Genomic DNA, 24,255 nt, shown 5'->3' on the forward strand with positions numbered 1-24,255 from the left:
TGCATCGCGTAGTCGTGCGCTTCCTTGGTGGTGCCGCCCGAGGCGTCGGCCACCATGTAGATCTCGTAGTTGCCTTCGAGCATCGCGCAGAGCGCGAACGTGGTGTTGCAGACCTCGGTCCACAGGCCGGCGACAATCACCTTCTTGCGGCCGTTGGCGGCCAGCGCGTCGCGCACCTTCTGGTCGTCCCACGAGTTCATCGAGGTGCGTTCGAGCGTCTGCTTACCCGGGAACACGTCGAGCAGTTCGGGGTAGGTATAGCCCGAGAACGAGTCAGACTCGACCGTGGTAATGGTGGTCGGGATGTCGAAGATCTTGGCCGCCTTGGCCAGGCCGACCACGTTGTTCTTCATGGTCTGGCGGTCCATCGACTGCACGCCAAAGGCCATCTGGGGCTGATGGTCGATGAAGATAATCTGGCTGTTGTGCGGGGTCAGGACTTCCAGTTTGGCGTTCGACATAATGTTCTCCGGTATATGTTTATTCAATGATTTTGAGCTTCTGGCTGCCGGCGCTGCTTTCGCTCTGTTGCGTTGTAGCGTCGTCCATGTGCAGAACTATAGCGGCGATAGCTTTGCTCAAAGTGATCCATTCGCTGACATGTTATTCAAATATTTTGAATTTTTGAGATTCGCCAAACGGTAACTCCGGAGGTGCAGCGAGGGATGCGACTCGGGAAGTGCCAACCGGGCACGGGTCGACCTATGGCGCTTCCCGGCCCAGTCGCCAAGGGCAACTCTCGGGTAGGCCGCGCTCCCTTTACTATGCTAGTCACCATCGACCGGCACGGGAGCGAACTTGGATAACCCGGATCTTCTCGATAGCGACCAAATGACCGCGCACGTCGTCGCTGCCCAAGCGAGCCCGTGCGACGAACTCGTCATCCGCACGCAGCCCACCGCGGTCGACCGCCCGTGCCGGCGCAAGCGTCTGGCACTCGCCGCGACGATCCTCGGCTCAAGCATGGCGTTCATCGACGGCTCCGCCCTCAATGTCGCGCTACCCGCCATTCAGAGCGAACTCGGCACGAGCGTCGCTGCAATGCAGTGGATCGTTAACGCCTACCTGCTCTTTCTCGGGTCCCTCGTGCTGGTGGGCGGATCGATGGGCGACAAGCTCGGCCGCCGCACGGTGTTCATCGCGGGCATCGGGGTCTTCACGCTGGCGTCGGCCGCTTGCGGGTTCGCGCCGGACGCGAATTCGCTGATCGCCGCGCGCGCAGTGCAGGGCATTGGCGCAGCACTGTTCGTACCCAGTAGTCTCGCGATCATCGGCGCCGTGTACGAAGGAGAAGCGCGCGGACGGGCAATCGGCACCTGGGCGGCCGTCGGGGCGATCACGTCCGCGGTGGCGCCGGTGGCGGGCGGCTGGCTCGTCGACGTGTTGTCCTGGCGCGCGATATTCTTCCTCAACGTCCCGCTTGCAGCGGTGACGATCGCGCTCGCGATTTCGTCGGTGCCGAACAGCCACAAGCTCGATGCGCCTCAACGGTTGGACTGGCCCGGCGCGCTTAGCGTCGCAGCGGGGCTCGCTGCCCTCACTTACGGTCTGACCGAGGCGTCTGCGCGCGGTTTCGCGGATCCGCTTGTACTGTGCGCGATCGGCGCCGGCGCGTTCGTGCTGGTCGCATTCGTGATGATCGAAGCGAACAGCCGTCACCCCATGATGCCGCTCGACGTGTTCCGCTCACGCGATTTCACCGGCGCCAACCTCGTCACACTGCTGCTCTACTTCGGCCTGAGCGGCGCACTGTTCTTCCTGCCGTTCACGCTGATCCGCGCACATGCCTACACCGCAACCGAAGCGGGCGCGGCGCTGCTGCCGGTGCCGGTCGTCATCGGCTTGTTGTCGCGCTTCACCGGCGGCCTGACGAGCCGCTTCGGTTCGCGGATCCTGTTGAGCGCTGGCCCGAGTGTCGCCGGAATCGGGTTCGTGATGCTGGCGTTGCCGTTCGTGCGCGGCAGCTATTGGGCCGGATTTTTCCCTGCGCTCAGCGTGCTCGGGCTTGGCATGACGATCACCGTCGCGCCGCTCACGACGATTGTGATGGACTCGGTGCCGGCTGACCACGCAGGCGTTGCGTCCGGCATCAACAATGCGGTTGCACGTGTGGCGAGCCTGCTGGCGATTGCGGTGCTGGGCATCGTGTTCGTGTGGTCGCACCAAGCGGCGCTGTCGGCGCGGCTCGATGAACTGGACGTTCCCAGGGACGCACGCCGGACCGGGCAGTTGCTGGAGCCGGGCGCGCAAGCCGGGGCCGCAGAGGGCGATGCCCATTTGCCGACTCAGACACCCGTGGCGCTGGCAGAAGCCGAAGCTATCACCGACGCGCTGCGCGCCGTTGCGCTGGTGTCCGCTGTGTGCGCGTTCGCCGGAGCGGGTCTCGCGGTGGCGACCATCCAACCCCGCAGGTGATATGCCTCGTGTCTCCGGACGCGTCCGTTGCCTGTCGGCGCCCTCCCCGCGGCGAAGGCAGATGGGTCAAGAAACCGGGGAATGTCGTGCCGCTGGCGCCATTTCTGGCGTCGCAGCCGGATGCCAGTCCAGGCGCAGGAGCAACCGGTCGCCGCTTACAGCGGCCCGGGCAGCGTCTTCAGGCCGATCCAGAGCACCACGATGACAACATTGACCGGTACGCAGAGCGCGCCGGGCACGTAGAAGAGCGCGGACAGCGCAGGCGCGGACAGCACCAGTTCCACCACGCTACCCAGCCCATAGCAACAGACACCGCACCAGAGCCAGCGCCGCATGTACGTTAGCAGCCAATGCGCGCGCGCCTTGTTGAAATGCCAGGCGAGGGCTCGTTCAGCGCGGTTGCCCTGGCTGGCGTCCCGGTACAGCCAACCGAAGAAAAAGTAGCGGTACAGCAGGGCGCGAAAGGTCTGCTCTTGCATGATCACTCCTTTGGCCGCTGCCAGCCTGTGGAGTGTAAAAGTCATTCAAGCCCACAGCGCAGGCCGGATGCCAGCGGCGCAGGCCAATTTCCGTTCTGTTCAATGTCATTGGTAGAAACGCCCGGCACGGAAGTCAAGCGTGACGGGAATCGCTGCCGGCACAGGACGGTCACGTGGTGGCACTGCTGCGCCGCAGCGCAAATGGGCAAGCGCACTGGAACCCGGCCAGCCATTTGGCCTGACTCGGCAGACGATGCGGTTGCGCCGACTCTCTTGCCTGGGATCACGGCAGCAAGACAGCGATGACTCGGATGGAGGGCCCCCTGGGGCATAAGCTGCCCGCGCCGAACGGGATTTTCCCCTATTTGGAGTAATGGGCTGGTCGTGCTACGCTCCTCAGCGAGCGATACCCGTCCCGACGTCGTGCCCCGGTGGGGCCGCGCATCTGCAGGGCAATCCGCAGGGCGTTTCGGGCTCATTCTCATCGCTTATCCAAATTTATCTGCATTCGAACCTGAGCGGCATTTCTCCGCTCGTGGAGCCGTGCGCGCGGGAAACCGGCACGGATGACGTCGCGTCGTGACCGGCGACGCAACTTCATTTGTGGTTGGTCATCCTCTTGCGCGTGCGCCTCAGGGACGTACCGGACGGGGCATCTCCGTGATCGATCGCGATCCGGGCGCCCCGGGGATACGTGCGCCCAAATCACGCCGCGGGTCTCGAATGCGATCGCCCCCACCCCTGGCAGCAGGGATGGGTGGAAGAAGAAATGACGATGAGACCACGATGACTTACACCACCAATATCGGACGTCGGCAGTTCCTCAAGATACTTGGCTTTGGATCTGTTGCCGTCTCGGCCTCGGCCCTGGGCCTGGGTACAGCCTGGGCGCAGGCGCCTGCCGGCGTGCGCCCCTACAAGCTGCTGCGTGCGAAAGAGACGCGCAACAACTGCACCTATTGCTCGGTCGGGTGCGGCCTGCTGATGTACTCGCTGGGCGACGGCGCCAAAAACGCGAAGCCCCGCATCTTCCACATCGAGGGGGATCCCGATCACCCGGTCAGCCGTGGTTCGCTCTGCCCCAAGGGCGCGGGGCTGCTGGACATCGTCCATTCGAAAAACCGGCTGCAGTATCCGGAATACCGCGCGCCGGGATCAAAGGAGTGGGTGCGCATCAGTTGGGACGATGCGACCAGGCGCATCGCCCGCCTGCTGAAAGACGACCGCGACAAGAACTTCATCGCGCGCAACGAGAAGGGCCAGCTGGTGAACCGCTGGCTGAGTTCGGGCATGCTCGCCTCGTCGGCGGCTTCCAACGAAACCGGGGTTCTCGACTTCAAGTTTGCCCGCTCGCTGGGGATGCTCGCGCTGGACTGCCAGGCACGCCTGTGCCACGGGCCAACGGTTTCGGCACTGGCGCCGTCCTTCGGCCGCGGCGCGATGACGAACCACTGGGTGGACATTAAGAACGCCAATGTCGTCATCGTCATGGGCGGCAACCCGGCCGAGGCGCATCCGGTCGGCTTCAAATGGGTGATCGAGGCCAAGATCAGGAACAAGGCCAAGGTCATCGTCATCGATCCGCGCTTCAACCGCACCGCCTCGGTTGCCGATATCTTCTCGCCGATCCGGGCGGGGTCGGACACGGCCTTCCTGATGGGCATGGTCAACTGGCTTCTGCAGCACGACAAGATCCAGCACGACTATGTGCGCGCCTACACCAATGCATCGCTGATCGTGCGCGAGGATTTCGGCTTCGACGAAGGGCTGTTCTCGGGCTTCGATCCGCAGAAGCTCGTCTACGACAAATCCTCCTGGAACTATGAGCTCGACGCGGCGGGGAACGCGAAACGCGATCCCTCGATGCGCCATTCGCGCTGCGTGCTGAGCCTGCTGAAGCAGCACGTGTCACGCTACACGCCCGAGAAGGTCGAGGAGATCACCGGCGTCAAGCGGGCCGACTTCCTGCAGATCGCCGAAATCGTCGGCTCGTGCTCGGCGAAGGACAAGACACTGACCTGGCTTTACGCGCTCGGCTGGACGCACCACACCGGCGGCGCGCAGATCATCCGCGGCGCGGCCATGATCCAGTTGCTGCTGGGCAATGTCGGCATGTCCGGCGGCGGCGTGAATGCGCTGCGCGGGCATTCCAACATCCAGGGCTATACCGACCTTGGCCTGCTGTCGGTGCGGCTGCCTGGCTACATGGACCTGCCCACCGACAGGCAGCAGACCCTGAAGCAATACCTGGCCGATGCCACGCCCAAGGCTGTGCTGCCCGATCAGGTGAACTACTGGAAGAACCTGCCCAAGTTCTTCGTCTCATTGCAGAAGAACCTGTTCGGCAAGCACGCCACTGCGGAAAACAACTGGGCCTTTGACCTGCTGCCAAAGTGGGACCGCAGCTACGACATGCTGGCCTATTTCGACCTGATGTACCAGGGCAAGGTCAATGGCTATCTCGTCCAGGGGTTCAACCCGCTGGCGGCGATGCCCGACAAGAACAAGACCTCGGCCGCGCTGTCGAAACTTAAGTTCCTCGTGGTCATCGACCCGCTGGTGACCGAGACCTCCAACTTCTGGCGCAACGAAGGCAAGTTCAACGACGTCAAGACCGAAGAGATCATGACTGAAGTCTTCCGGCTGCCGTCGAGCTGCTTTGCCGAGGAAGACGGGACGGTCGTGAACTCCGGCCGTTGGCTGCAATGGCACTACGCCGGCCAGCAGCCGCCGGGCGAGGCGCGGCACGATCCGGCCATCCTCGGCGGCATCATGATGGAGCTGCGGCGGCTCTACGAGAAGGAAGGCGGCGCCTGCCCGGCACAGGTGTTGCACATGACCTGGGACGAGGCAACCTATCACGATCCCCACAGCCCCCATCCCGAGGAAATGGCCAAGGAAGCCAACGGCTATGCGTTGGCAGACGTGTTCGACGAGACCGGGAAGAAGATCCTGCGCAAGGGCCAGCTGCTGGATTCGTTCGCGCAACTGCGCGACGACGGCACGACCTCAAGCTACTGCTGGATCTTCACCGGCTCCTGGACCGAGGCGGGCAACCAGATGGCCCGGCGCGACAACACCGACACCGGCCTGGGGAACACGCCGGGTTGGGCCTGGTCCTGGCCTGCCAACCGCCGCATCCTCTACAACCGCGCCTCGATGGATGAGATGGGGAACCCCTGGGATCCCACGCGCCAGATCCTGCATTGGAACGGCGAGAAATGGGTGGGCGCGGACGTGCCCGACTTTCCGCTCACTGCGGCACCCGGCACGCCCGTCGGACCCTTCATCATGCTACCCGAAGGCGTTGGGCGCCTGTTCTCCGTCGGCGGCATGATCGACGGCCCCTTCCCCGAGCATTACGAGCCGATTGAAAGCCCGATCGCGAAGAACCCCCTGCACGACAAGGTCACGCACAACCCGACCGCCCGCATCTTCCAGAACGATGCACAGCGAATGGGCAACCGCACCGAGTTCCCCTATGTCGCCACGACCTATTCCATCACGGAACTGTTCCGCCACTGGACCAAGCACTCGCACCTGAACGCCATGCTCCAGCCCGAGCAATTCGTCGAGATCGGCGAAAAGCTGGCCGCGGACAAGGGCATCGCCCATGGCGACACGGTGAAGATCACGACCAAGCGCGGCCATATCACTGCCAAGGCCGTGGTGACCAAGCGCATGCGCACGCTCCAGGTGGCCGGGCAGGCGGTCGATCAGATCGGCATCCCCTGCCATTGGGGCTTCGAGGGGGCGACCCGCAAGGGCTATCTCGCCAATACGCTTGCGCCGGGTGTCGGCGACGCCAATTCGCAAACGCCGGAATTCAAGGCATTCCTTGTAAACATTGAAAAAGTGGCGGGAGCACAAGCATGAACTCGCAGAACATCATCCGTAGCTCGGCCTCGTCGGAGCTGACACCCGCCCCCCGCATCCGCGACCATCAGATGGAAGTGGCCAAGCTGATCGACGTGTCGATCTGCATCGGCTGCAAGGCGTGCCAGGTCGCCTGCAACGAATGGAACGACCTGCGCGGCGACGTGCAGGAGAATGTCGGCGTCTACGACAATCCGCGCGACCTGTCGCCCAACACCTGGACCCTGATGCGCTTCACCGAGCATGAGGACCAGGCGGGCAAGCTGGAATGGCTGATCCGCAAGGACGGCTGCATGCATTGCGAGGATCCCGGCTGCCTGAAAGCCTGCCCGGCGCCCGGCGCCATCGTCCAGTACGCCAACGGCATCGTCGACTTCCAGTCCGACCTGTGCATCGGCTGCGGCTATTGCGTCGCCGGCTGCCCCTTCGACGTGCCGCGTATTTCCAAGATGGACAACAAGGCCTACAAGTGCACGCTGTGCTCGGACCGCGTCTCGGTCGGGCAGGAGCCTGCCTGCGTCAAGACCTGCCCGACCGGCGCCATCGCCTTCGGCTCGAAAGCGGAGATGCAATCCCTTGCCGGCGAGCGCGTGGCCGAGTTGAACGAGCGCGGCTATGCCAAGGCCGGCCTGTATGACCCGGCGGGAGTCGGCGGTACCCACGTGATGTACGTACTGCAACATGCCGACGACCCGAAGCGTTATGCGGGCTTGCCGAAGGACCCGGGGATCAGCTCGGTGGTCGCCGGCTGGAAGGATGGACTGAAACCCGCCGCCGGCTTCGTCGGCGCGGCGGCGGTGGTGGGCATGGCGGCGCATTTCATGGCGGTCGGCCCCAACACCACCGAAACAGACGATCACGACGCCCCGACTGACGGCGCGGCATAAGCGGAGACCGGAAATGGCGACCAACAACGACAGGATCCTGCGCACGAAATTCGCCGAGCGGCTGTGTCACTGGGCGATCGTGCTCTGCTTCTTCCTCGCGGCGGTTTCGGGAATCTCGTGGTTCTTCCCGACGGTGAGCTGGCTGAGCGGCTTCCTTGGCACGCCGCAGATGGCGCGGCTGCTCCACCCGTTCCTGGGCATCGCGGTTTTCGCGGGGCTTTGCTACATGTTCTGGCGCTTCGTGGGCTACAACATGCCCGCGCGCACCGACGCGATCTGGTTCCGCCGCTTCAGGGAGGTGCTGCTGATCCAGCATGGCGGCGAACCGCTGCAGATCGGCAAGTACAACGCCGGCCAGAAGGTGCTGTTCTGGCTCATCATGGCGTCGATCCTGGCCCTGCTGATCTCCGGGTTGATCATGTGGCGCGCCTATTTCGCCGAGTATTTCCCGATTCCCGTGCTCCGCCTGGCGATCCTGGCCCATTCCGTCGCGGGGATCGGCCTGATCCTGCTGATCGTGGGCCACATCTATCTTGCAATCTGGGTCCGCGGCTCGATCACGGGCATGGTGACGGGCTACGTCTCGCGTGCCTGGGCCAGGCAGCACCATGACCGCTGGTATGGCGAGTTGAAGGCGAAAGAGTTGAATCAGTCGAAAGCGGCGCAAGCGAAGGGCCACGAAGCATGAACCAGCATCAGACCACGCCGGGAACACTGTCATCGAACGAGGCCTCCCGCCATTTCACCCCGCTGATCCAGCCAGACCTTGCCGGTCTTTACAGCCGCCGCGCCGCACGCCTGCGTGCGCTGGCCGACGGGCACGACCTTGCCGATTACCTGCTCCTGGCCGCCCGCGTGGCCGAAGTACAGGCATCGCTTGCGCCCGGGGCCGGTGGGTCCGGCCCGGCAGACGCCAGGGCCATCCCGCAGGAGGGGCATTGGGGTGCCCTGCTTGATCGGATGATTGAGCGGCTCGCGCACGATGTTCCCGCCCCGGTCGCCCCGCATCTTGCGGCGCTGCGCGCCCTCCCTGCGGACGCGCGCCTTGGCGCCGCCCAGGCGCTGACCGAGGGCCGCTTTGATGCGGTTCCGGCGGCAATCGCGCCCTTCCTCTGGGCTGCACTCTCGCTGCAATGTGCCAGCGCCGCGCGGGCCGCGCCCGTGCCCGACAGCGGCCCGGCCGAGCACGCGTCCTGCCCGGTCTGCAGCACTGCCCCCGTGGCAAGCCTGATCCTGATCGGCGATCGCCAGGGCATGCGCTATCTGCATTGCGCGCTCTGCGAGAGCCAGTGGCACATGGTGCGGGCGAAATGCACCAACTGCGGCGACGCCTCGGAGCTCGACTACCTCAGCTTCGACACCCCCGAAGCCACGGTGCGCGCCGAAAGCTGCGGCGTGTGCCACGGTTACCTGAAGGTGATCTCACTGGAACGCGACCCGCAGGCCGAGGCCGTGGCCGATGACCTTGCCTCCCTGGCCCTGGACGATGCGGTGACGGCGGAGGGCTATCAACGCACCGGGTTCAATCCCTTCGCGCTGCCGGGATGAGGGGCTGCCCGACATATCCATTGCTAACCGCCAGATTTTTTGCTTACCCGAACGCCCGCACGCCGGTCATCCATTCATGAAGCACGAATCCGAACAGCGCCCAGCCCGCCAGCCCGACGACCGCCACCATCGCATCGCGCGCAGGTGTCCCGGTCGGGTAGCTGGTTCGCGCTTCCCGGTCCCGCCCGCGCGCTGACACGAAGTCCGCCACCGCCCACGCCAGGAACGCGCCAAACAGCACCAATGCGGCGAGTGTTCCGTTGGCAAGCAGGTGCCCCAGGGCCCAGGCCTGCACGCCTGCCAGCATCGGATGACCAAGCGCAGCCTTGATGCGGTTGCGAGGCACATATGCCGCCGCAATCAGCACAAAGGCCGGGATCGTGAGCAATGCGGCAACGTACCGCCCCCACACCGGCGGCGTCCAGACCACCACAGGATGCGCGCTGGCCAGGCCGTAGCCCCAGATAACCAGCGCCAGGCCGGCTATCGAAACCAGGGTGTACAAGCCTTTCCAGCGGCCGGGGCCGAGCCTGGCAATCTGCGCGGTGCGCCATGGGTCAGCAGCCATGCGTACCGAGTGCGCACCCAGAAAAATGAGCAATCCCAAAACCAGTACCGTCATGCTGCCACCCCTTTCTTTAGCGCCCGCCGCACGCCTATGCTAGACATATTGCGTTGCAGCGGTCCAGCCTTATTCAGGAGGGTTTCCCATGCTTCAGACCAGTGACGTCGCGGCCAGGATTCCTGCGCAAGACCTCGCAAGGGCGAGATCCTTCTACTCGAGCAAGCTCGGTCTTGAGCCAGTCGAGGAACGGCCGGGCGGACTGCGCTACAAGTGCGGCAACAGCTACTTCGTACTTTTCGAGTCGGCTGGCTCGGCCTCTGGAAGTCACACACAAATGGCCTGGGAGGTCGATGACATCCAGGCAACCGTTAGCGAGCTGCGGCACCTGGGAGTCGTGTTCGAAGAATACGATCTTCCCGGCCTCAAGACCATCAATGGGATCGCCGAGGTCCAGGGGAACTACCTGTCCAAGGGTGGCATAGGCGAGAAAGGTGCCTGGTTCAGAGACAGCGAGGGCAATCTCCTTGCCATCGGGCAACCGATCAGGTGAGTCCGTCGGCCTGATCGAACTACCCGCGGCTGTACCAAGCTGTCTTGTCTCTTGCCTGCAACCCCGGTGGGAGATAAAAGGACTGTTCGAGGACGAGCTGTCATCACCGAAAGCAGGGGGCAATCCATGTGGATGAATTTGCTTCTGATCTTTGTGCCGATCGCAATCGCCCTGGAATTCCTTGCTTCCGATCACCACCTCCTGATCTTTATCGCTTCCTCCCTGGCCATCCTGCCGCTTGCCGGGCGGATGAGCCATGCCACCGAGCAACTCGCAGAGTGCATGGGCGAGGCGGTCGGGGGGCTGCTAAATGCGACATTCGGCAATGCGGCTGAACTGATCATCGCACTTGTCGCCTTGCGGGCCGGCCTCCATCAGGTGGTGGAAGCCTCCATCGTCGGTTCCATTGTCGGGAATATGCTGCTGGTGTTTGGCGCCGCGATGCTCGCAGGCGGCATTCGCTATCCTGAGCAAAGCTTTAACCCGCGCGGCGCGCGTTCCCAGGCGACCATGCTCATACTGTCGGCGATCGCGCTGATCCTGCCTGCCAGCTTTGAAGCGGTAGAAGGCACGACAGCCGTGCTGTACCGGCTCAGCGCCTGGATTTCCATCGCGCTTCTGGTCGTCTATGCGCTGTACCTGGTGTTCTCGCTGGTCACTCACCCCGCGCTGTTCCGCGGCGCATACGAAGCAAAGGCGGTTGCTCCGGAAGGCGTGGAGGACCAGCCCTCCTCGTCCGTAGCGCGGGCGATAGCGATACTGGCGGCAGCCACCGTAGGGACGGCGTGGATGAGCGAGATCATGGTGGGTGCGCTCGGCCCCATGATGCGCGACTACGCCCTCAGCGACATATTCGTCGGTGCCTTTGTGGTAGCGATCCTCGGAAATGCGGCCGAGCATGCATCGGCCATTACCGCAGCCTTGAGGAATCGCATGGACCTGTCGTTCTCCATTGCGGTTGGCTCGAGTGTCCAGGTGGCGCTGTTTGTCGCGCCGGTGCTGGTACTGACGAGTCATTTTCTCGGTCCGGCCCCGATGGACCTGGCCTTTCGTCCCGCCCTGGTCCTGATGGTGGTCCTGTCCGTGCTGGTCACGGCGCAAATGGCGAGCGACGGGCACGCCGACTGGTTCAAGGGCACGCAGCTCCTAATCGTCTATCTTGCCCTCGCCCTCACCTTCTTCTTCCTGCCGCGCTGAAGACTGCCGCCGGCGACTTTGGCATCAGACACCCGCTACCGCCGCCGCGGTGCAGCATGCCGCGGCGGATAGAGTTTCTGGAACTGTGCCGTCGTGATCCCCATTGTGCCCTTGTCATCGATGATCGTCATCTCGCGCCACGCGCTCGGCGCGCCTTCAAGTCCGGGGAATTCCCTCAACTGCCAGATGCGACCCGTCTGCGTGTCGAGCAAGAAGGGGCCTGCACGGACCTGGGGTTGACTCACGATCTGATAGCGGCCAGGTCCAGCCTGTTGCGGCATATCATCGGCTCGCTGGGGCGGCGGTATGGCAACCGCTTCACTGCCGGCAGCGACGGGTGTTTTACCGCTTGCCGGGGCTGGCGGCTGCTCGCGGTTGCCGCATGCCCCGACCAAAGCCATCGACAAGCACAGCGCATAAGGTGCAATGTAGTGCATGGTTGGCTCCGTGATCTCGCCCTTCGCATCCATTGGAAAGCCGCCTGGCCGCCGTTCGGCGACCCCACAAGACGCCAGGACATCGCTACGCGCGGCCGCGCGCTCGCATGGCGCGACGCCTCGCAAACCGGGCGTTCGATGCCGAGCCTATGCCATCAGGAGCGCCTCGTATTCCTCCCGGAACTGATGGAGGGAACTGTCCACCACCGTCACGGCGCCGTCGATCAGGCCACAACGCCCGCTGCCGGGAAGGATGCGGCACAGGTTTTCCAACGATTCCAGGTCCGCGCGCACGCCGCGGCCCGTATCGATCCGGTTCAGCAGGCGCATCAGCTGGAAGGTCCCGCCCTTGCATGGCGGGCACTGGCCGCACGAGCCCTGGGCGAAGAAGCTGACGTACTCTGCCACCTTGCGGACGATGCTGGTCCCTTCCGACACCACGATCATCGCACCGGTTCCCAGCCGCGAACGCCGTTGCCGCACGGAGTCGAAGTCCAGCGCCACATCGAGATCGCGCTTGGTCAGCAGCGTATTGGAGGGACCGCCCGTGAAGACCGCCTTGAACTCCTTGCCCTGGAGCATCCCGCCGCCATGCCGGAACACGAGGGTTTCAAGGCTCGTGCCCATCGGCAGCTCATACAGGCCAGGCCGCAAGACATCGCCCGAGAGCGAGTACAACTTGGTTCCGGCGGCATGACCGATGCCGAGGCCGCGATACCACTGGGCACCGTTGCGCAAGATGCCCGGTACGTGGGCCAGCGTCTCGGTATTGTTGACGACGGTCGGTGCGCCATGCACGCCGTATTCGGCGGGAAAGGGCGGCTTGCGGCGCGGAAACGGGAACCCGCCCTCGACGCTCGCGATGACCGCGGTTTCCTCGCCGCCGATATACAAGCCAGAGCTGGGCAGGACGCGAAGCGACACCGGTCCGCCGACCAGCCCGGCCAGCTCGGCGAACTGCGGGTGTGCCTGCCATTGCTGCACCGCCTCGCGCGTCCGCGCCAGCGACAGCGGCTGATGGGGATTGACGTACAGCACGACATGGTTGGCGCGGGTGGCGGCCGCGGCGATCAGCGCGCCCTCGATCACCTGGTGCGGCGTGTGCTCAAGCAGAAAGCGGTCCTTGAATGTCCCCGGCTCGTCTTCGTTGCCATTGCAGATGATGTACTTGTCGCCAGCCGCCGCGGCGGCCACCGGCGCCCATTTTCGATGCGTCGCGAAACCAGCGCCGCCCATCCCGCGCAGGTCGGCCTGCTCGATCTCGGCAATGACCGCGGCCGGTTCGCGCAGGGCCCGGGCCAGCCCCTCTCCGCCGCCGCGTGCCAGCCAGGCATCCAGGTCGGCGCCAACCCGGATGTCCTCGTTGAGCAGAACCTGATTGAGCTGTTCCATCGCGCGCTCCGTGCCCCGCTTACCGGGTGCCGCCGACCGCCCGGCCCCACGCGCCGGAGTGCAACCCTGCGTCGACGCGCAGATCGAAATTCGCGTAGCCGGGGAACAGCTGCGGTGCCTTGACATGCAGGGGCAGCCCGGCCAGCGTCAGTTCCCGCTGCCAGGCGTGCACGTGGCCGATGCCGGCGCGGGCGGCCATGGCGCTGCGCCCGGCTTGCGCCGCGCTGGCACCGGCGCGCCGGCCCATGCTCAGGATATCGAGCAGCGCGTTGCCCATCAACCGGTTGCGCCCATGAATGCCGCCCGTGACCTCGCCGACGCAATAGAGCCCTGGCACGCTGGTCGCGCCCTCCATGTCGATGGCAACGCCGCCGTTCTGGTAGTGCAGGGTCGGGTAGACAAGGAACGGCTCCTGGGACGCATCCTGCCCGCACTTGTGGGCGAGATGGCGCAGCGTCACGAGCCGTTTTTCCAGGATGCCGGGGTTCTCCATTTCCAGCGTCGGCGTGTCGAGGAAGACACCAACCTGTCCGCCCCGCTCGATGCCGCGCCCCTGCGCGCATTCGCGCAGGATTGCCGAGGCCACGATGTCCCGCGGCTTGAGTTCATCGACGAAACGCTCGCCCTCGCCGTTGATCAGCTTCGCGCCGGCCGAGCGGGCGGCTTCCGAGATCAGGCCGCCCGCCAGGTGCGGCGGGTAGGCGATGCCGGTGGGATGGTATTGAAACGAATCCAGCTCGCGCAGGCGCGCCCCGATCCGATAGGCCAGCACCAGGCCGTCTGCGGTAGCCCCGTAATGGTTGGACGTCGGGAAGGCATTCAGGTGCAGGCGCCCCGCCCCGCCGGTGGCGAGAATCACGGCGCGCGCGCGCACCAGCATAAAGGTGCGCCATTCGAGGTTGTAGATCACCGCCCCGGCGCAGCGCCCCCGCTCGTCGGACAGCAGCTCGACTGCGGGGCAGCGGTTCCACACCGCGATGCCGGCCTCGAGGTCCACCGCCTCGCGCAGCACGCGCATCATTTCCAGGCCGGTATAGTCCCGGTAGGAGAGAATGCGCGCGGCCGATGCTCCCCCTGGCTTCTTGCGCAGAAGGTTGCCGCCGAGGGGCCGGTCTTCCTCCTGATCGAACATCATGCCCAGCCGGATCAGCCATCGGATCACGTCGGGTCCGTCCATCACCATCTGCGCGACCAGCTCGGGCTCGCCGCAGAAGTGCCCGGCGCGCAAGGTGTCCTCAAAATGCAATTGGGGACTGTCGTCCTCGCCGATAGCCGCCTGGATCCCGCCTTCGGCCATCACGGTGTTGCTGTCACCGAGGCGCAGCTTGGTGGCGAGAATCACCTGCGCGCCTTGCCTGGCCGCGGTCAGCGCCGCCGCGCAGCCGCCACCGCCCCCGCCGATGATCAGCACATCGGTGGACACGAGTTGCGCCCCGGCAATATCGACGTCGTCGATCAGCGCATTGGCTTGCAGATAGCGCGCGAGATCCGGCTGACAAGGCTCGCCGCGGTTGACGCCGACGGCCAGCGCGACGCGCGCATTGGGCCCGTGGTCGGGGTGATAGGCCTTTAGCAGTGCTTCGACGGAGATGTCATCGCCGCGCACCGCCGGCGCCACACCTGGACGGTAGCGCTTGCGCGCCTCTTCGTAGGGGATGCCAGCTGGCATGATGGTTCGTCCCGTCAGCGCGGCGGCTGCGCGCCGGGTGCGTCAAAGTCGATCGTCATCGCGCCGTTCTCGATCTGCTGCAGGCGCAGCATGAGATTGGCCGGCCGCAGCGTCTGCGCCGCGATCATCCGCCGCACGAACAGGCCGAGATGGTTGGGCCGGATATGCTCTGGGCAGGCCAGCGTGCAGAGGTTGCACATGACGCATTCGTCGAACACCTGGCCCGAGGCGGTCAGCTTGCCCTCCACCGCGAACCTCACGCCCTCCTGAACATCGAGTCCCTTCGGACAGGCCCGGTCGCATCCGCTGCAGTGACGGCAATGCGCGGCCTCCGGGAATACTTCAGAGATTGTTTGCAAGGCGTCCCAGCTGTCGCCGATTTCCTCGATACGATAGACGTGCCGCTCCGACGCCGTGAAGTAATCCAGGAACGCGACCTGCATGCCATCTTCGACCAGCGTTTCGCAGGCGAGCGCGGTCTTGACATCCTGCTCGCCGTTGCGCCGCACCATGACGCGGCATGAGCCGCACACCCCCTGGCCCATGCAGCCGACGCCTTCGACAAGCGTTTCCCCCGCGTGCAGGAAGGCCTGCAGGATGGAGCAGTTTGCCGGTGCTTCGACCGAGCGTCCTTCGATGCTCAAGCGTACCAGTCCCATCGCGTCGCCTTTATTGCCCGGCGTCGTTAGCGCCACACTGGCATTTCCACAGAAAAGGTCATATAAACCTTAGCACAAGGGAGGTCATTGCGAAGGGGGCGCCGCATCCAGGCTTGCTGGACACCGCTCGCTTCGCTGCTTGCGGCAACCGGGATCGCGGCGTGATCTGCATCGCCGTATTCCTTATGACCGGCGTGCCGCTCTTGCTTTGAATCGGAGCCCTGAGGACCCATGCTGCACCGCACTTCCCACCGCCGCGATCAGGCCGCATGCGTGGATCCGCCTGCGTGCCCAAACGCGACCCGCAGCCCGGGGCTGACCATTTACGCCAGATGGCGCCTTACCATGCGACCAGCGTGCCGGCAAATCATGACGCTCAGGGACCGGGCCATGGCAAGACTGCCGAGATTTTCTTGCGGGCTCCTCGCCGCGCTGAGCTGCATCTGCCTGTTTGGTGCGACGCATGCCTTCGCGCGCCAGGTTTTCGACTCGCCGGATGCAGCCATGGCGGCCTTTGGCCAAGCGGTCCTCAATGACGACGAGACGGCCATGCGAGCCATGCTGGGCACCAACTTCCGCGACATCATCCCCCCGGTCGGCGCCGAAGCGCGGAACAAGTTCAACACGGCCTGGACACAAGCGCATCGCGTGCAGCAAAGGGGCAAGCACGCGTCCATCGTCGCGGGCGACGACGGATGGACCCTGCCCGTACCGCTGGTCAGGTCAGCCAAGGGCTGGCAGTTCGACACGCTGGCCGGCGCCCGGGAAATGCGCCTGCGCCGCATCGGGCGCAACGAACTCGCGGTGATCCAGACCATGCGGGCCATCTGCGATGCGCAGACCGAATACGCCCAGACGAGCCACGATGGCGGGAAACGGCTCGTCTACGCCGGCAGGCTGTCCAGTTCGCCGGGCAAGCACGACGGACTCTACTGGCCGAGCGGACCGGATGAACCACAGAGCCCGCTCGGGCCGGCTTTCCGTGACGCCGGCACGCGCAATGCAAGCAAGGAGGGCTACCACGGCTACCATTACAAGCTCCTCACCGCGCAAGGGTCGCACGGCGATGGCGGCAGCGTGAACTATGTCGTCGACGGCGAGCTGTTCGGCGGCTTCGCGGTCATGGCCTGGCCCGTGCGCTACGGCGACACCGGCGTGATGAGCTTCATCATCAGCCACAAGGGTCAGGTCTATGAGCGCGACCTCGGAACCAACAGTGCCGCCAAGGCAGCGGCAACGACATCCTTTGATCCAGCTCCCGGCTGGCGGAAGGTGTCGCCATGAACCCGCGCGCCCTGACCACCGCTTGCTGTGTCCTGCTTGCGCTCGGCGGGTGCCAAAGCGCCGCTCCGCCCGCAGCGGGTACGGCCACGCCGGCGATGTCCCGCGAGGGCACGATGCAGGCCCAGAAGGAACCCGCGCCTTACAAGGCGGAAGAAATCGAGGCGCTGGTGGCGCCGATCGCGCTCTATCCCGATCCGCTGCTGTCACAGGTGTTGATGGCCTCCACCTACCCACTGGAAGTCGCCCTCGCCGCGCGCTGGAGCAAGGCCCATCCGAACCTCAAGGGTGACGACGCAGTCAAGGCGGTGCAGAACGAGTCCTGGGACGTCAGCGTGAAATCGCTAGTGGCGTTTCCGCAGATCCTTGCGCCAATGGGCGACAAGCTGGACTGGACCCAGAAGCTGGGGGATGCATTCCTGGCCCAGCAGAAGGAGGTTTTCAATGCCGTGCAGCGCCTGCGTGTGCGCGCCCAGCAAGCCGGACACCTCAAGTCGGGGCCGCAGCAGACCGTGACCGTGGAAACCGCAACCTCCGGTGAAGCCGCGCAGCAGACCATCGTGCGCATCGAGCCGGCGGATCCCCAGGTGATCTATGTGCCGGTGTATGACCCGGCGATCGTCTACGGCGGCTGGGGCTATGCGGGCTACCCGTACTACTACTGGCCACCCTACGCGCCCTACTACCCCGGCGATGCCTTCGTCGGAGGCATCGCATGGGGCATCGGCCTGGCCGGGGCCATTGCCATATTTGGCGACTGCGACTGGAACAATGGCGGGGTACATGTGGAGCACCACAAGGCCCGGAACATCGACCGCAATTTCGACGCCAGCAAGTTCAAGGGAGGCCGCTGGCAGCACGACGCGCGGCACCGCCAGGGTGTTGCCTATCGCGATAATGCCACACGGGAGAGATACGGCCGGAGCATGGCCGATGCGGCGGGCCGCAACAACTTTCGCGGGCGCGATGCTTCGGGGGGCCGGGACAATGGCTTCCAGGGCGTGGGCAGTGGCGGCAGCGCCGTGCAGCGTGACGTCAATCGCGGAAGCGCGAGCCTGCATTCAGGCTCCGGCCGCGCCGGCGGTTTCGGCGGTGGCTTTGGCGGCGGACGAGGTGGCGGTGGACGACGTTAGGGAAGCAATGCCCGTCTCGGGCGGTGTAGGTCGCGTTCCTCTGGTCGGCGGTTGGGCTGCCCTGTCTGCATCCGGAACTCCATCAACTCTTCTGGGAAGGATCGCAAGATGCTCACCAAACTGAAAGCGGCGTTCCTCTACTTCAATAGCGTGGTCCCGTTCCGGCTGGGCCCCGCCCTGATCACGACGGTGGTGCTGATCACCTTGCTGCTGCTGCCTGTGCCAGAGGGGCTCACGCCCAAGGCTTGGGGCCTGGTTGCCATCTTCCTGACCACAATCGTTGCGATCATCCTGAAGGTCATGCCGATCGGGGTGATGGCGATGATGGCCATCGTGGTCCTCTCGTTGTCGCAGGTGACCTCGACCTCGTCCAAGGGGGCGATCGCCGATGCGCTGACCGCCTTCGACAGTCCGTTGATCTGGCTGATCGTGGTGGCCATCCTGATCTCCCGCGGCGTGAAGAAGACCGGCCTGGGCACCCGTATCGGCCTGATGTTCATCGCCCTGATGGGGAAACGAACGATAGGCATCGGCTATGGCCTAGCCACCTGCGAGTTGGTGCTGGCGCCCTTCACACCGAGCAATACCGCGCGCGGTGGCGGCATCGTGCATCCGATCATGAAGTCGATCGCCAATGCATTCGACTCGGACCCGGCCAAGGGCACGGAGGGCAAGGTCGGCACCTACCTGGCGTTGGTCAACTATCACGCCAATCCTATCTCCTCGGCGATGTTCGTGACCGCCACCGCCCCGAACCCGCTGGTGGTGGACTACATCGCCAAGGCGACCAACCAGAGTCTGCATCTGAGCTGGACGAGCTGGGCACTTTGCATGTTGGTGCCCGGCCTGCTATGCATGCTGGTGATGCCGCTGGTTATCTTTGTGTTGTCGCCGCCGCAGCTCAAGGCCACACCTAATGCGGTGGAGTATGCGCACGCCGAAATGGCGAAGATGGGTCCAGTGTCGCCGAAGGAAATGGTCATGATATTCACCTTCGCGCTGCTGCTGCTGCTATGGGCCAACGTTCCGGCGATGGTGTTCGGTCCTTCGCTCACGCTGGACCCGACGGTGGTCGCCTTGGTCGGCTTGTTCGTGCTGATCATCACTGGCACCCTCGACTGGGACGACGTGCTGTCCGAGAAGAGCGCCTGGGACACGCTGATATGGTTCGGTGCGCTGATCATGCTGGCCGAGCAACTGAACAAGCAGGGTGTGATCGGGTGGTTCTCGAAGGGCATGAGCGACGCGATTGTGGCCAGTGGCATCGGCTGGGGTGGCACGGCTGCGATCCTGGTGGCGGTCTTCGTGTTCTCGCACTACCTGTTCGCCAGCACGACCGCGCACATCAGTGCGATGATGCTCGCCTTCCTGACAGTCGGAGTCCATCTGATGCCGCCAGAGTATGTGGTGCCGTTCATGCTGCTTATGGCGGCCGGCTCGGCGATCATGATGACGCTGACCCACTATGCGACAGGCACCTCGCCGATCATCTTCGGCAGCGGTTTTGTCATGATGGGAACCTGGTGGCGCGTCGGCTTTGTGATGTGCGTGGTGGAGCTGCTGATCTTCGCCGTGGTCGGGAGCGTCTGGTGGAAGGTGCTTGGCTTCTGGTGAACACGCAGCCGGACGACGCCCGATGAACCGCTCGTGATCCCGCCAGGTCGACGCGTTCGGCCGCTTCTTCGCCTCGCTCTGAACCCGGAGACGCAAAATGCCATCCGTAACGTCCGACGGTGTTTCGATCCACTACGAGGTCAAGGGCCAGGGTTCGCCCGTGCTTCTCCTGGCGGGGCTTGCGGGAGTGGGCGCCTCCTGGGGGCCACAGATCGACCTGTTCGCCGGGCATCACCAGGTGATCGTGCCGGATCACCGCGGCACCGGTCAGTCCGAGCGCACCGCGCGCGGCATGACGATTGCGCAACACGCGCGGGACATGGCGCGGGTCATCGAGGCAGTCGGGTGTGGGCCGGTCCATGTGGTCGGGTCCTCGACCGGAGGCGCCATCGCGCAGCTGCTGGCGATCCATCACCGCGAACGATTGCGCAGCGCGACCATTGTCTCTTCGATTGCTCGCGCGGACGCCGTCTACCGTCGCCAGTTCGACATGCGGCGACGCATGCTGACCGATTCCGGCCTGCGCGCGTCCACCGAGGCGAACGCACTATTTCTGTTCGACCCGAAATTCAGCCGCGAGCACCCGGAGCAGGTGCAGGCGTGGGTGAATGCCGCATCGGCCGGCACGTTCGACCCGGAAATCGGCTTTGCCCGGATCGACATGATCGTAGGACACGACGCCTTCGATGATCTTCCATCGATCACGACACCGACGCTGGTACTGGTGGGCGAGCGCGACTTCTGCGCCCCGCCGTACTTCTCTGCGGAGCTTGCAGCGCGGATTCCGGGAGCGGAGTTTGCCACCCTGGACGGTGGCCACTTCATCTTCCTGGAGAAGCCCGTACTCCTGCACGACACTGTGGAAGCCTTCATTGCCAAGCACGAGCGATGATCGGTGCGAGGGCACGGCGCCATCATGCCATGTCATGGCTCACCGCCGCCCGCCTCTGCCTGCGCCGGGGCCGCCCCGTCCTCGCGCAGCCAGACAATGAACTCGGCGCCCTGTCCCACCGCGCTCTCCACGGTAATGCGGCCGCCGTAGCGCTCCACCAGCGCATAGCTGATCGATAGGCCGAGGCCCGTCCCCATCTGCTTTTTGGTCGTGAAGAACGGATTGAACAGGTTGGGCAGGTCTTCTTCCCGGATGCCGTGGCCGGTGTCGCGCACGTGCAGCGTCACGCCCTGCCCTTCCCAGTCGCGCGTGCCCAGAGTGAGCGTGCCGCCCTCGGGCATGGCGTGGATGGCATTGGTCAGCAGGTTGACCACGACCTGCTGCAACTCGCTGCGGCTGATGCGCACCTGCCGTGTGGCCAGGCAGTCCAGCTCGACCCGGATCGACGCGCCCTTCAGCATGTGCCGGACCAGGTCGACGCAGCCGGCCGCCACTTCACCCACGTCCAGGCGCTCCATATTGCCGGCGTAGGCCTCTGGCCGGACAAACTGCAGCAGCCGGTTGGTCAGCTGCTGGATGCGTCGGACCTGCTCGTCGATCAGCCGCAGCTCATGGCGGACCGGCTCCGCGGCCGGGCCCAGGATCTCGCGCGCCACGTCCAGGTTGCCCTGGATCACGGCAATCGGGTTGTTGACCTCATGGGCCACGCCGGCGGTGAGCTGTCCCGCCACGGCGAGCTTTTCCGACGTGATCAGCTGCTGCCGGGCCGCCCGCAGGACGGCGTTGGATTCTTCCAGCTCGCGGGTGCGTTCGGCCACCTTGCGATCGAGCGAGTCCGCCCAGTCCTTGAGCTGGGCGTTGCGCTGCTGCAGGTCAGACAGCAACTGGTCGAACTGGCCGGCAAGCTGGCCCAGCTCGTCTTCGCTGCCCACCGGGCCGACGCGTGCCCCGGTGTTGCCGGCCTTGAGCGCGCGCATGGTGCCGACCATCCGCGCCATCGGCGCAAACACGCGCCTAGCCCACAGCAGCGAAAAGAGCGCGCCGGCCACGCCCAGCAGCAAGAACAGGCCCACCAGCACGCCCAGCGCCAGGTCCTTGGCCTGGCTGATCGGCTTGGCCAGGTAACCCACGTACAGCATGCCGATGCGCTGGCCGCGGCTGTCCGCGATCGGCTCATAGGCGCTCATGTACCAGTCGTTGACCACGAAGGCCAGGTCCAGCCATTTCTCGCCGCGCAGCAGCACCTTGTCGCGTACCTGGCGCGAGACCCGCGTGCCCAGCGCGCGCTCGCCATGGAACAGCCGCACGTTGGTGGCGATGCGCGTGTCGTCCAGGAACAGGGTCGCCGTGCCCTGGCTGCCGCGGGGCAATGACTCGGGCTGGTAGACCAGCGCGTTGATGGTGTCGATAAAGCCGAGGTTGTTGTTCAGCAAGGTGCCGCCGTGCAGGATCGCCACCAGTGTGCCGGCTTCATCGAACACCGGCGCCGCCGCGTGCACCACCATGCCGCGGGTTTCCAGGGTCTTGTCGGTGGGCACCGCATTGGCGGTGGGCCGCAGCGCCACCTGCGCGCGCCGGGCAAGCTCGGCGGACACGGATGCCAGCTGGGCCGCGGACCAGGCGTCGGTGGCGGCCGCCGCGCGGCCGGCCGCGGCGCTGCTCACGATGCGCCAGGCGGCAGGGTCAGCCCCTGTGCCAGCGGGCGCAGCGGCAAGCAGCCGCCCTTGCGGATCCAGCAGTTGCAGGAAGTCCAGCCCGTGCGTGCGCCGCGCGTCGGCCAGGATGGCGGGCATGGCGTTGCCGCGGCCAAGCCCGGCCACCAGCGCATGTGAGCGCGCCTCCTGCAGGACCCGGTCTTCCACGCCGCCCACCATATGCTCGAAGTACTCGTGGGCGACCAGCAGGTCGCTGTTGACCTTGTAGGCCAGCAAGGCCTGGAACGCGCGATTACCCCACAACCCCATGATCAGCAGCAGCACCAGCAGCGCCACCAGCAGCGGCGCGACCACGATGGACACAAGCTTGGCCCGCAGCGAGGCGCGATAGCGGCGCAGCAGCGCGGCCGGGCTCAAGGACGCAGGCCCCACTGCAGGCATTTGCGGTCCAGCGTGCGGCGCGAGATGCCAAGCCGGCGCGCCGCTTCCACCCGGTTGCCGCCCTCGGCCGCCAGTACCTGCAGGATGTGCCTCCGCTCCACCGACTCCAGCAGCGTGCCGTCGTCGGCCGGCATGGCTGCGTCCTCGTGCTCCGCTTCCGGCAGGTTCGCTTGAGGCGAATCGGCCTGGTGCGCGAGCAGCTCGACCGGGTATTCGCCAAGGATCAGCGCCCGCTCCACGAGGTTGCGCAGCTCGCGCGCATTGCCTGGCCAGTCGTAGCCCTTGAGCACCCGGATCAATGAGGGCGAGAGCGGCACCGCGGGCAGTCCGAGCTGGGCCGACAGCTGCTCCGAGAAATGCTCGGCCAGCGGCACGATGTCTTCCGGCCGCGTGCGCAACGGCGGGATGGCGATGGACACAACGTCGAGCCGGTAGTACAGGTCCTGGCGGAAGCGCCCGGCGGCGACCTCGTTGGCCAGGTTGCGGTTGCAGGCCGCGACGATGCGCACGTCCACGGCAATTTCGCGCTCGGTGCCGAGCGGCCGGATGCGCCGGTCCTCGATCACTCGCAACAGCTTGGCCTGCATCCCCAGCGGCAGCTCCGAGATCTCGTCCAGGAACAGCGTGCCGCCGTCGGCATAGAGAAACAGGCCATGGCGCCCGCCGGCCGCGCCGGTGAAGGCACCCTTGGCGTGGCCGAACAATTCGCTTTCGATGATCTCGGGCGCCATCGCGCCGCAGTTCAGCGGCACGAACTGGCCCTGCCGTCCGCTCAGGTGATGCAGTTCGCGCGCCACCACTTCCTTGCCGGTGCCGGACTCGCCCGTCACCAGTACCGTCGATGGCATCGGTGCCACCCGTGCCACCAGCGCCATGACCTTCTTCATGGCCTCGGACTCGCCGATGAAGTGCTTGTGGATGGTGTACTTGTCCAGCTCGCGGCGCAGCAGGTAGTTCTCCCGCGCGAGCCGGGTCCGGTCAAAGCAGCGCCGGATCGCATTGAGCATCTGGTCGACACGGAACGGCTTGACGATGAAGTCCGCCGCGCCCGAGCGCAGCGCGGCAATCGCCGTGTCCATGTCGGCGAAGGCGGTCATCAGGATCACATCGGCGGGGTTGCCGGCCGCGCGCAGTGCCTTGAGCCACTCCACCCCGCTGATACCGGGCAGCGCCACGTCTAGCAGGATCAGGTCGAAATGCCGTTGCTCCAGCAGCGCGGCACCCGCTTCGGCGCTGTCGGCCGTCACCACGCTGCCCACCTTGCCTTCGAGCGCGCGCGACAGGAACGAACGCATGCCGGCCTCGTCGTCCACCACCAGGATCGTGCGGCGCTGCCAGTTGTCGGCATCGGCTGCGTTGCTTTGTCTTTCGTTCATCACTTTAGTAGTTGCGGGGGCAAGGGAAGAGTCTAGCGACAGTGCGCTATCCGCCTGTATTGGGGGTAAACCGAGCCAGCCCCGCAAACCGCGGCCACGGATGGACAGTTTGGCCCGCGCGCGGGGCCGCCGCCAGGACATTTTGTCCACGGCTGCGCCTGACGGCCCGGTCCGCGCGCGGCAAGCCAT

At 65.3% G+C, this 24,255-nt stretch carries 20 protein-coding genes; 11 read left to right on the plus strand and 9 right to left on the minus strand.

What is annotated here, in order from left to right:
* Window positions 1-461: hydrolase (locus AC1Q7H_RS24620; RefSeq protein WP_492381836.1), on the minus strand; the 461-nt coding region annotated here is incomplete at its 3' end.
* A 370-nt stretch (window positions 462-831) separates the two neighbouring features.
* Here AC1Q7H_RS24620 and AC1Q7H_RS24625 point away from each other — a divergent pair.
* Window positions 832-2,415 carry an MFS transporter gene (locus AC1Q7H_RS24625; protein ID WP_492378067.1) on the plus strand — a complete coding sequence of 528 codons (1,584 nt, stop codon included), beginning with the start codon at window positions 832-834 and terminating at the stop codon, window positions 2,413-2,415.
* A 155-nt stretch (window positions 2,416-2,570) separates the two neighbouring features.
* Here the strand turns inward: AC1Q7H_RS24625 and AC1Q7H_RS24630 are convergent, their stop codons facing one another.
* Window positions 2,571-2,894: a hypothetical protein gene (locus AC1Q7H_RS24630; RefSeq protein WP_013953089.1), complete on the minus strand. Its 324-nt coding sequence runs from the start codon at window positions 2,892-2,894 to the stop codon at window positions 2,571-2,573.
* A gap of 786 nt (window positions 2,895-3,680) precedes the next feature.
* Here AC1Q7H_RS24630 and fdnG point away from each other — a divergent pair.
* The 4 genes from fdnG to fdhE are packed head-to-tail and all read left to right on the plus strand — an operon-like array spanning window position 3,681 to window position 9,205.
* Window positions 3,681-6,770, plus strand: coding sequence for a formate dehydrogenase-N subunit alpha (gene fdnG / locus AC1Q7H_RS24635; protein ID WP_492381837.1), 3,090 nt, complete (start codon window positions 3,681-3,683; stop codon window positions 6,768-6,770).
* Window positions 6,767-7,657, plus strand: coding sequence for a formate dehydrogenase subunit beta (gene fdxH / locus AC1Q7H_RS24640; RefSeq protein ID WP_013953091.1), 891 nt, complete (start codon window positions 6,767-6,769; stop codon window positions 7,655-7,657). The genes fdnG and fdxH overlap by 4 nt, the downstream gene beginning before the upstream one ends.
* Window positions 7,658-7,670: 13 nt before the next feature.
* On the plus strand, window positions 7,671-8,345 hold the full coding sequence (locus tag AC1Q7H_RS24645; protein ID WP_492378065.1) for a formate dehydrogenase subunit gamma: 675 nt from the start codon (window positions 7,671-7,673) through the stop codon (window positions 8,343-8,345).
* On the plus strand, window positions 8,342-9,205 hold the full coding sequence (gene fdhE / locus AC1Q7H_RS24650; protein ID WP_492378064.1) for a formate dehydrogenase accessory protein FdhE: 864 nt from the start codon (window positions 8,342-8,344) through the stop codon (window positions 9,203-9,205). The genes AC1Q7H_RS24645 and fdhE overlap by 4 nt, the downstream gene beginning before the upstream one ends.
* Window positions 9,206-9,248: 43 nt before the next feature.
* Here the strand turns inward: fdhE and AC1Q7H_RS24655 are convergent, their stop codons facing one another.
* Entirely contained in the window at window positions 9,249-9,827 is a 579-nt protein-coding gene (locus AC1Q7H_RS24655) for an NnrU family protein (RefSeq protein ID WP_013953094.1), read from the minus strand.
* Between the two features lie 88 nt (window positions 9,828-9,915).
* Between AC1Q7H_RS24655 and AC1Q7H_RS24660 the strand changes: the two genes are divergently transcribed.
* On the plus strand, window positions 9,916-10,320 hold the full coding sequence (locus tag AC1Q7H_RS24660) for a VOC family protein (protein ID WP_492378063.1): 405 nt from the start codon (window positions 9,916-9,918) through the stop codon (window positions 10,318-10,320).
* Window positions 10,321-10,446: 126 nt separating this feature from the next.
* A complete protein-coding gene (gene cax / locus AC1Q7H_RS24665; protein WP_492378062.1) occupies window positions 10,447-11,517 on the plus strand; it encodes a calcium/proton exchanger in 1,071 nt (356 codons plus the stop codon).
* A gap of 35 nt (window positions 11,518-11,552) precedes the next feature.
* On the opposite strand, the gene AC1Q7H_RS24670 is transcribed toward cax, so the two are convergent.
* The 4 genes from AC1Q7H_RS24670 to AC1Q7H_RS24685 form a co-directional block, all read right to left on the minus strand.
* Entirely contained in the window at window positions 11,553-11,954 is a 402-nt protein-coding gene (locus tag AC1Q7H_RS24670) for a hypothetical protein (RefSeq protein ID WP_013953097.1), read from the minus strand.
* 147 nt (window positions 11,955-12,101) lie between these two features.
* A complete protein-coding gene (locus AC1Q7H_RS24675) occupies window positions 12,102-13,346 on the minus strand; it encodes a complex I 51 kDa subunit family protein (RefSeq protein WP_153953547.1) in 1,245 nt (414 codons plus the stop codon).
* Between the two features lie 19 nt (window positions 13,347-13,365).
* Window positions 13,366-15,015, minus strand: a complete 1,650-nt coding sequence (locus AC1Q7H_RS24680; protein ID WP_211981542.1) for an FAD-binding protein — start codon at window positions 15,013-15,015, stop codon at window positions 13,366-13,368.
* 14 nt (window positions 15,016-15,029) lie between these two features.
* Window positions 15,030-15,668 (minus strand): 2Fe-2S iron-sulfur cluster-binding protein, encoded by a 639-nt coding sequence (locus AC1Q7H_RS24685; protein ID WP_211982190.1) that lies wholly within the window; start codon window positions 15,666-15,668, stop codon window positions 15,030-15,032.
* Window positions 15,669-16,064: 396 nt separating this feature from the next.
* On the opposite strand from AC1Q7H_RS24685, the gene AC1Q7H_RS24690 reads away from it, so the two are divergent.
* From AC1Q7H_RS24690 to AC1Q7H_RS24705, 4 genes are all read left to right on the plus strand, one after another.
* Complete coding sequence (locus tag AC1Q7H_RS24690; RefSeq protein ID WP_211981543.1) at window positions 16,065-16,958, plus strand: DUF2950 domain-containing protein; 894 nt, start codon at window positions 16,065-16,067, stop codon at window positions 16,956-16,958.
* Window positions 16,955-18,088, plus strand: a complete 1,134-nt coding sequence (locus tag AC1Q7H_RS24695; RefSeq protein ID WP_211981544.1) for a DUF3300 domain-containing protein — start codon at window positions 16,955-16,957, stop codon at window positions 18,086-18,088. The genes AC1Q7H_RS24690 and AC1Q7H_RS24695 overlap by 4 nt, the downstream gene beginning before the upstream one ends.
* 108 nt (window positions 18,089-18,196) lie before the next feature.
* The gene (locus AC1Q7H_RS24700; protein ID WP_492378060.1) at window positions 18,197-19,702 is read left to right on the plus strand and encodes a DASS family sodium-coupled anion symporter; all 1,506 of its coding nucleotides are present in this window, start codon (window positions 18,197-18,199) and stop codon (window positions 19,700-19,702) included.
* Window positions 19,703-19,799: 97 nt separating this feature from the next.
* Complete coding sequence (locus AC1Q7H_RS24705; protein ID WP_211981546.1) at window positions 19,800-20,594, plus strand: alpha/beta fold hydrolase; 795 nt, start codon at window positions 19,800-19,802, stop codon at window positions 20,592-20,594.
* Window positions 20,595-20,626: 32 nt separating this feature from the next.
* Here the strand turns inward: AC1Q7H_RS24705 and AC1Q7H_RS24710 are convergent, their stop codons facing one another.
* Window positions 20,627-22,690, minus strand: a complete 2,064-nt coding sequence (locus AC1Q7H_RS24710; RefSeq protein WP_492378059.1) for a sensor histidine kinase — start codon at window positions 22,688-22,690, stop codon at window positions 20,627-20,629.
* Window positions 22,663-24,066 carry a sigma-54-dependent transcriptional regulator gene (locus tag AC1Q7H_RS24715; RefSeq protein WP_049800646.1) on the minus strand — a complete coding sequence of 468 codons (1,404 nt, stop codon included), beginning with the start codon at window positions 24,064-24,066 and terminating at the stop codon, window positions 22,663-22,665. The genes AC1Q7H_RS24710 and AC1Q7H_RS24715 overlap by 28 nt, the downstream gene beginning before the upstream one ends.
* Between the last annotated feature and the right edge of the window lie 189 nt (window positions 24,067-24,255).

It is taken from the genome of Cupriavidus sp. GW823-FHT06D04 (genome assembly GCF_058795055.1).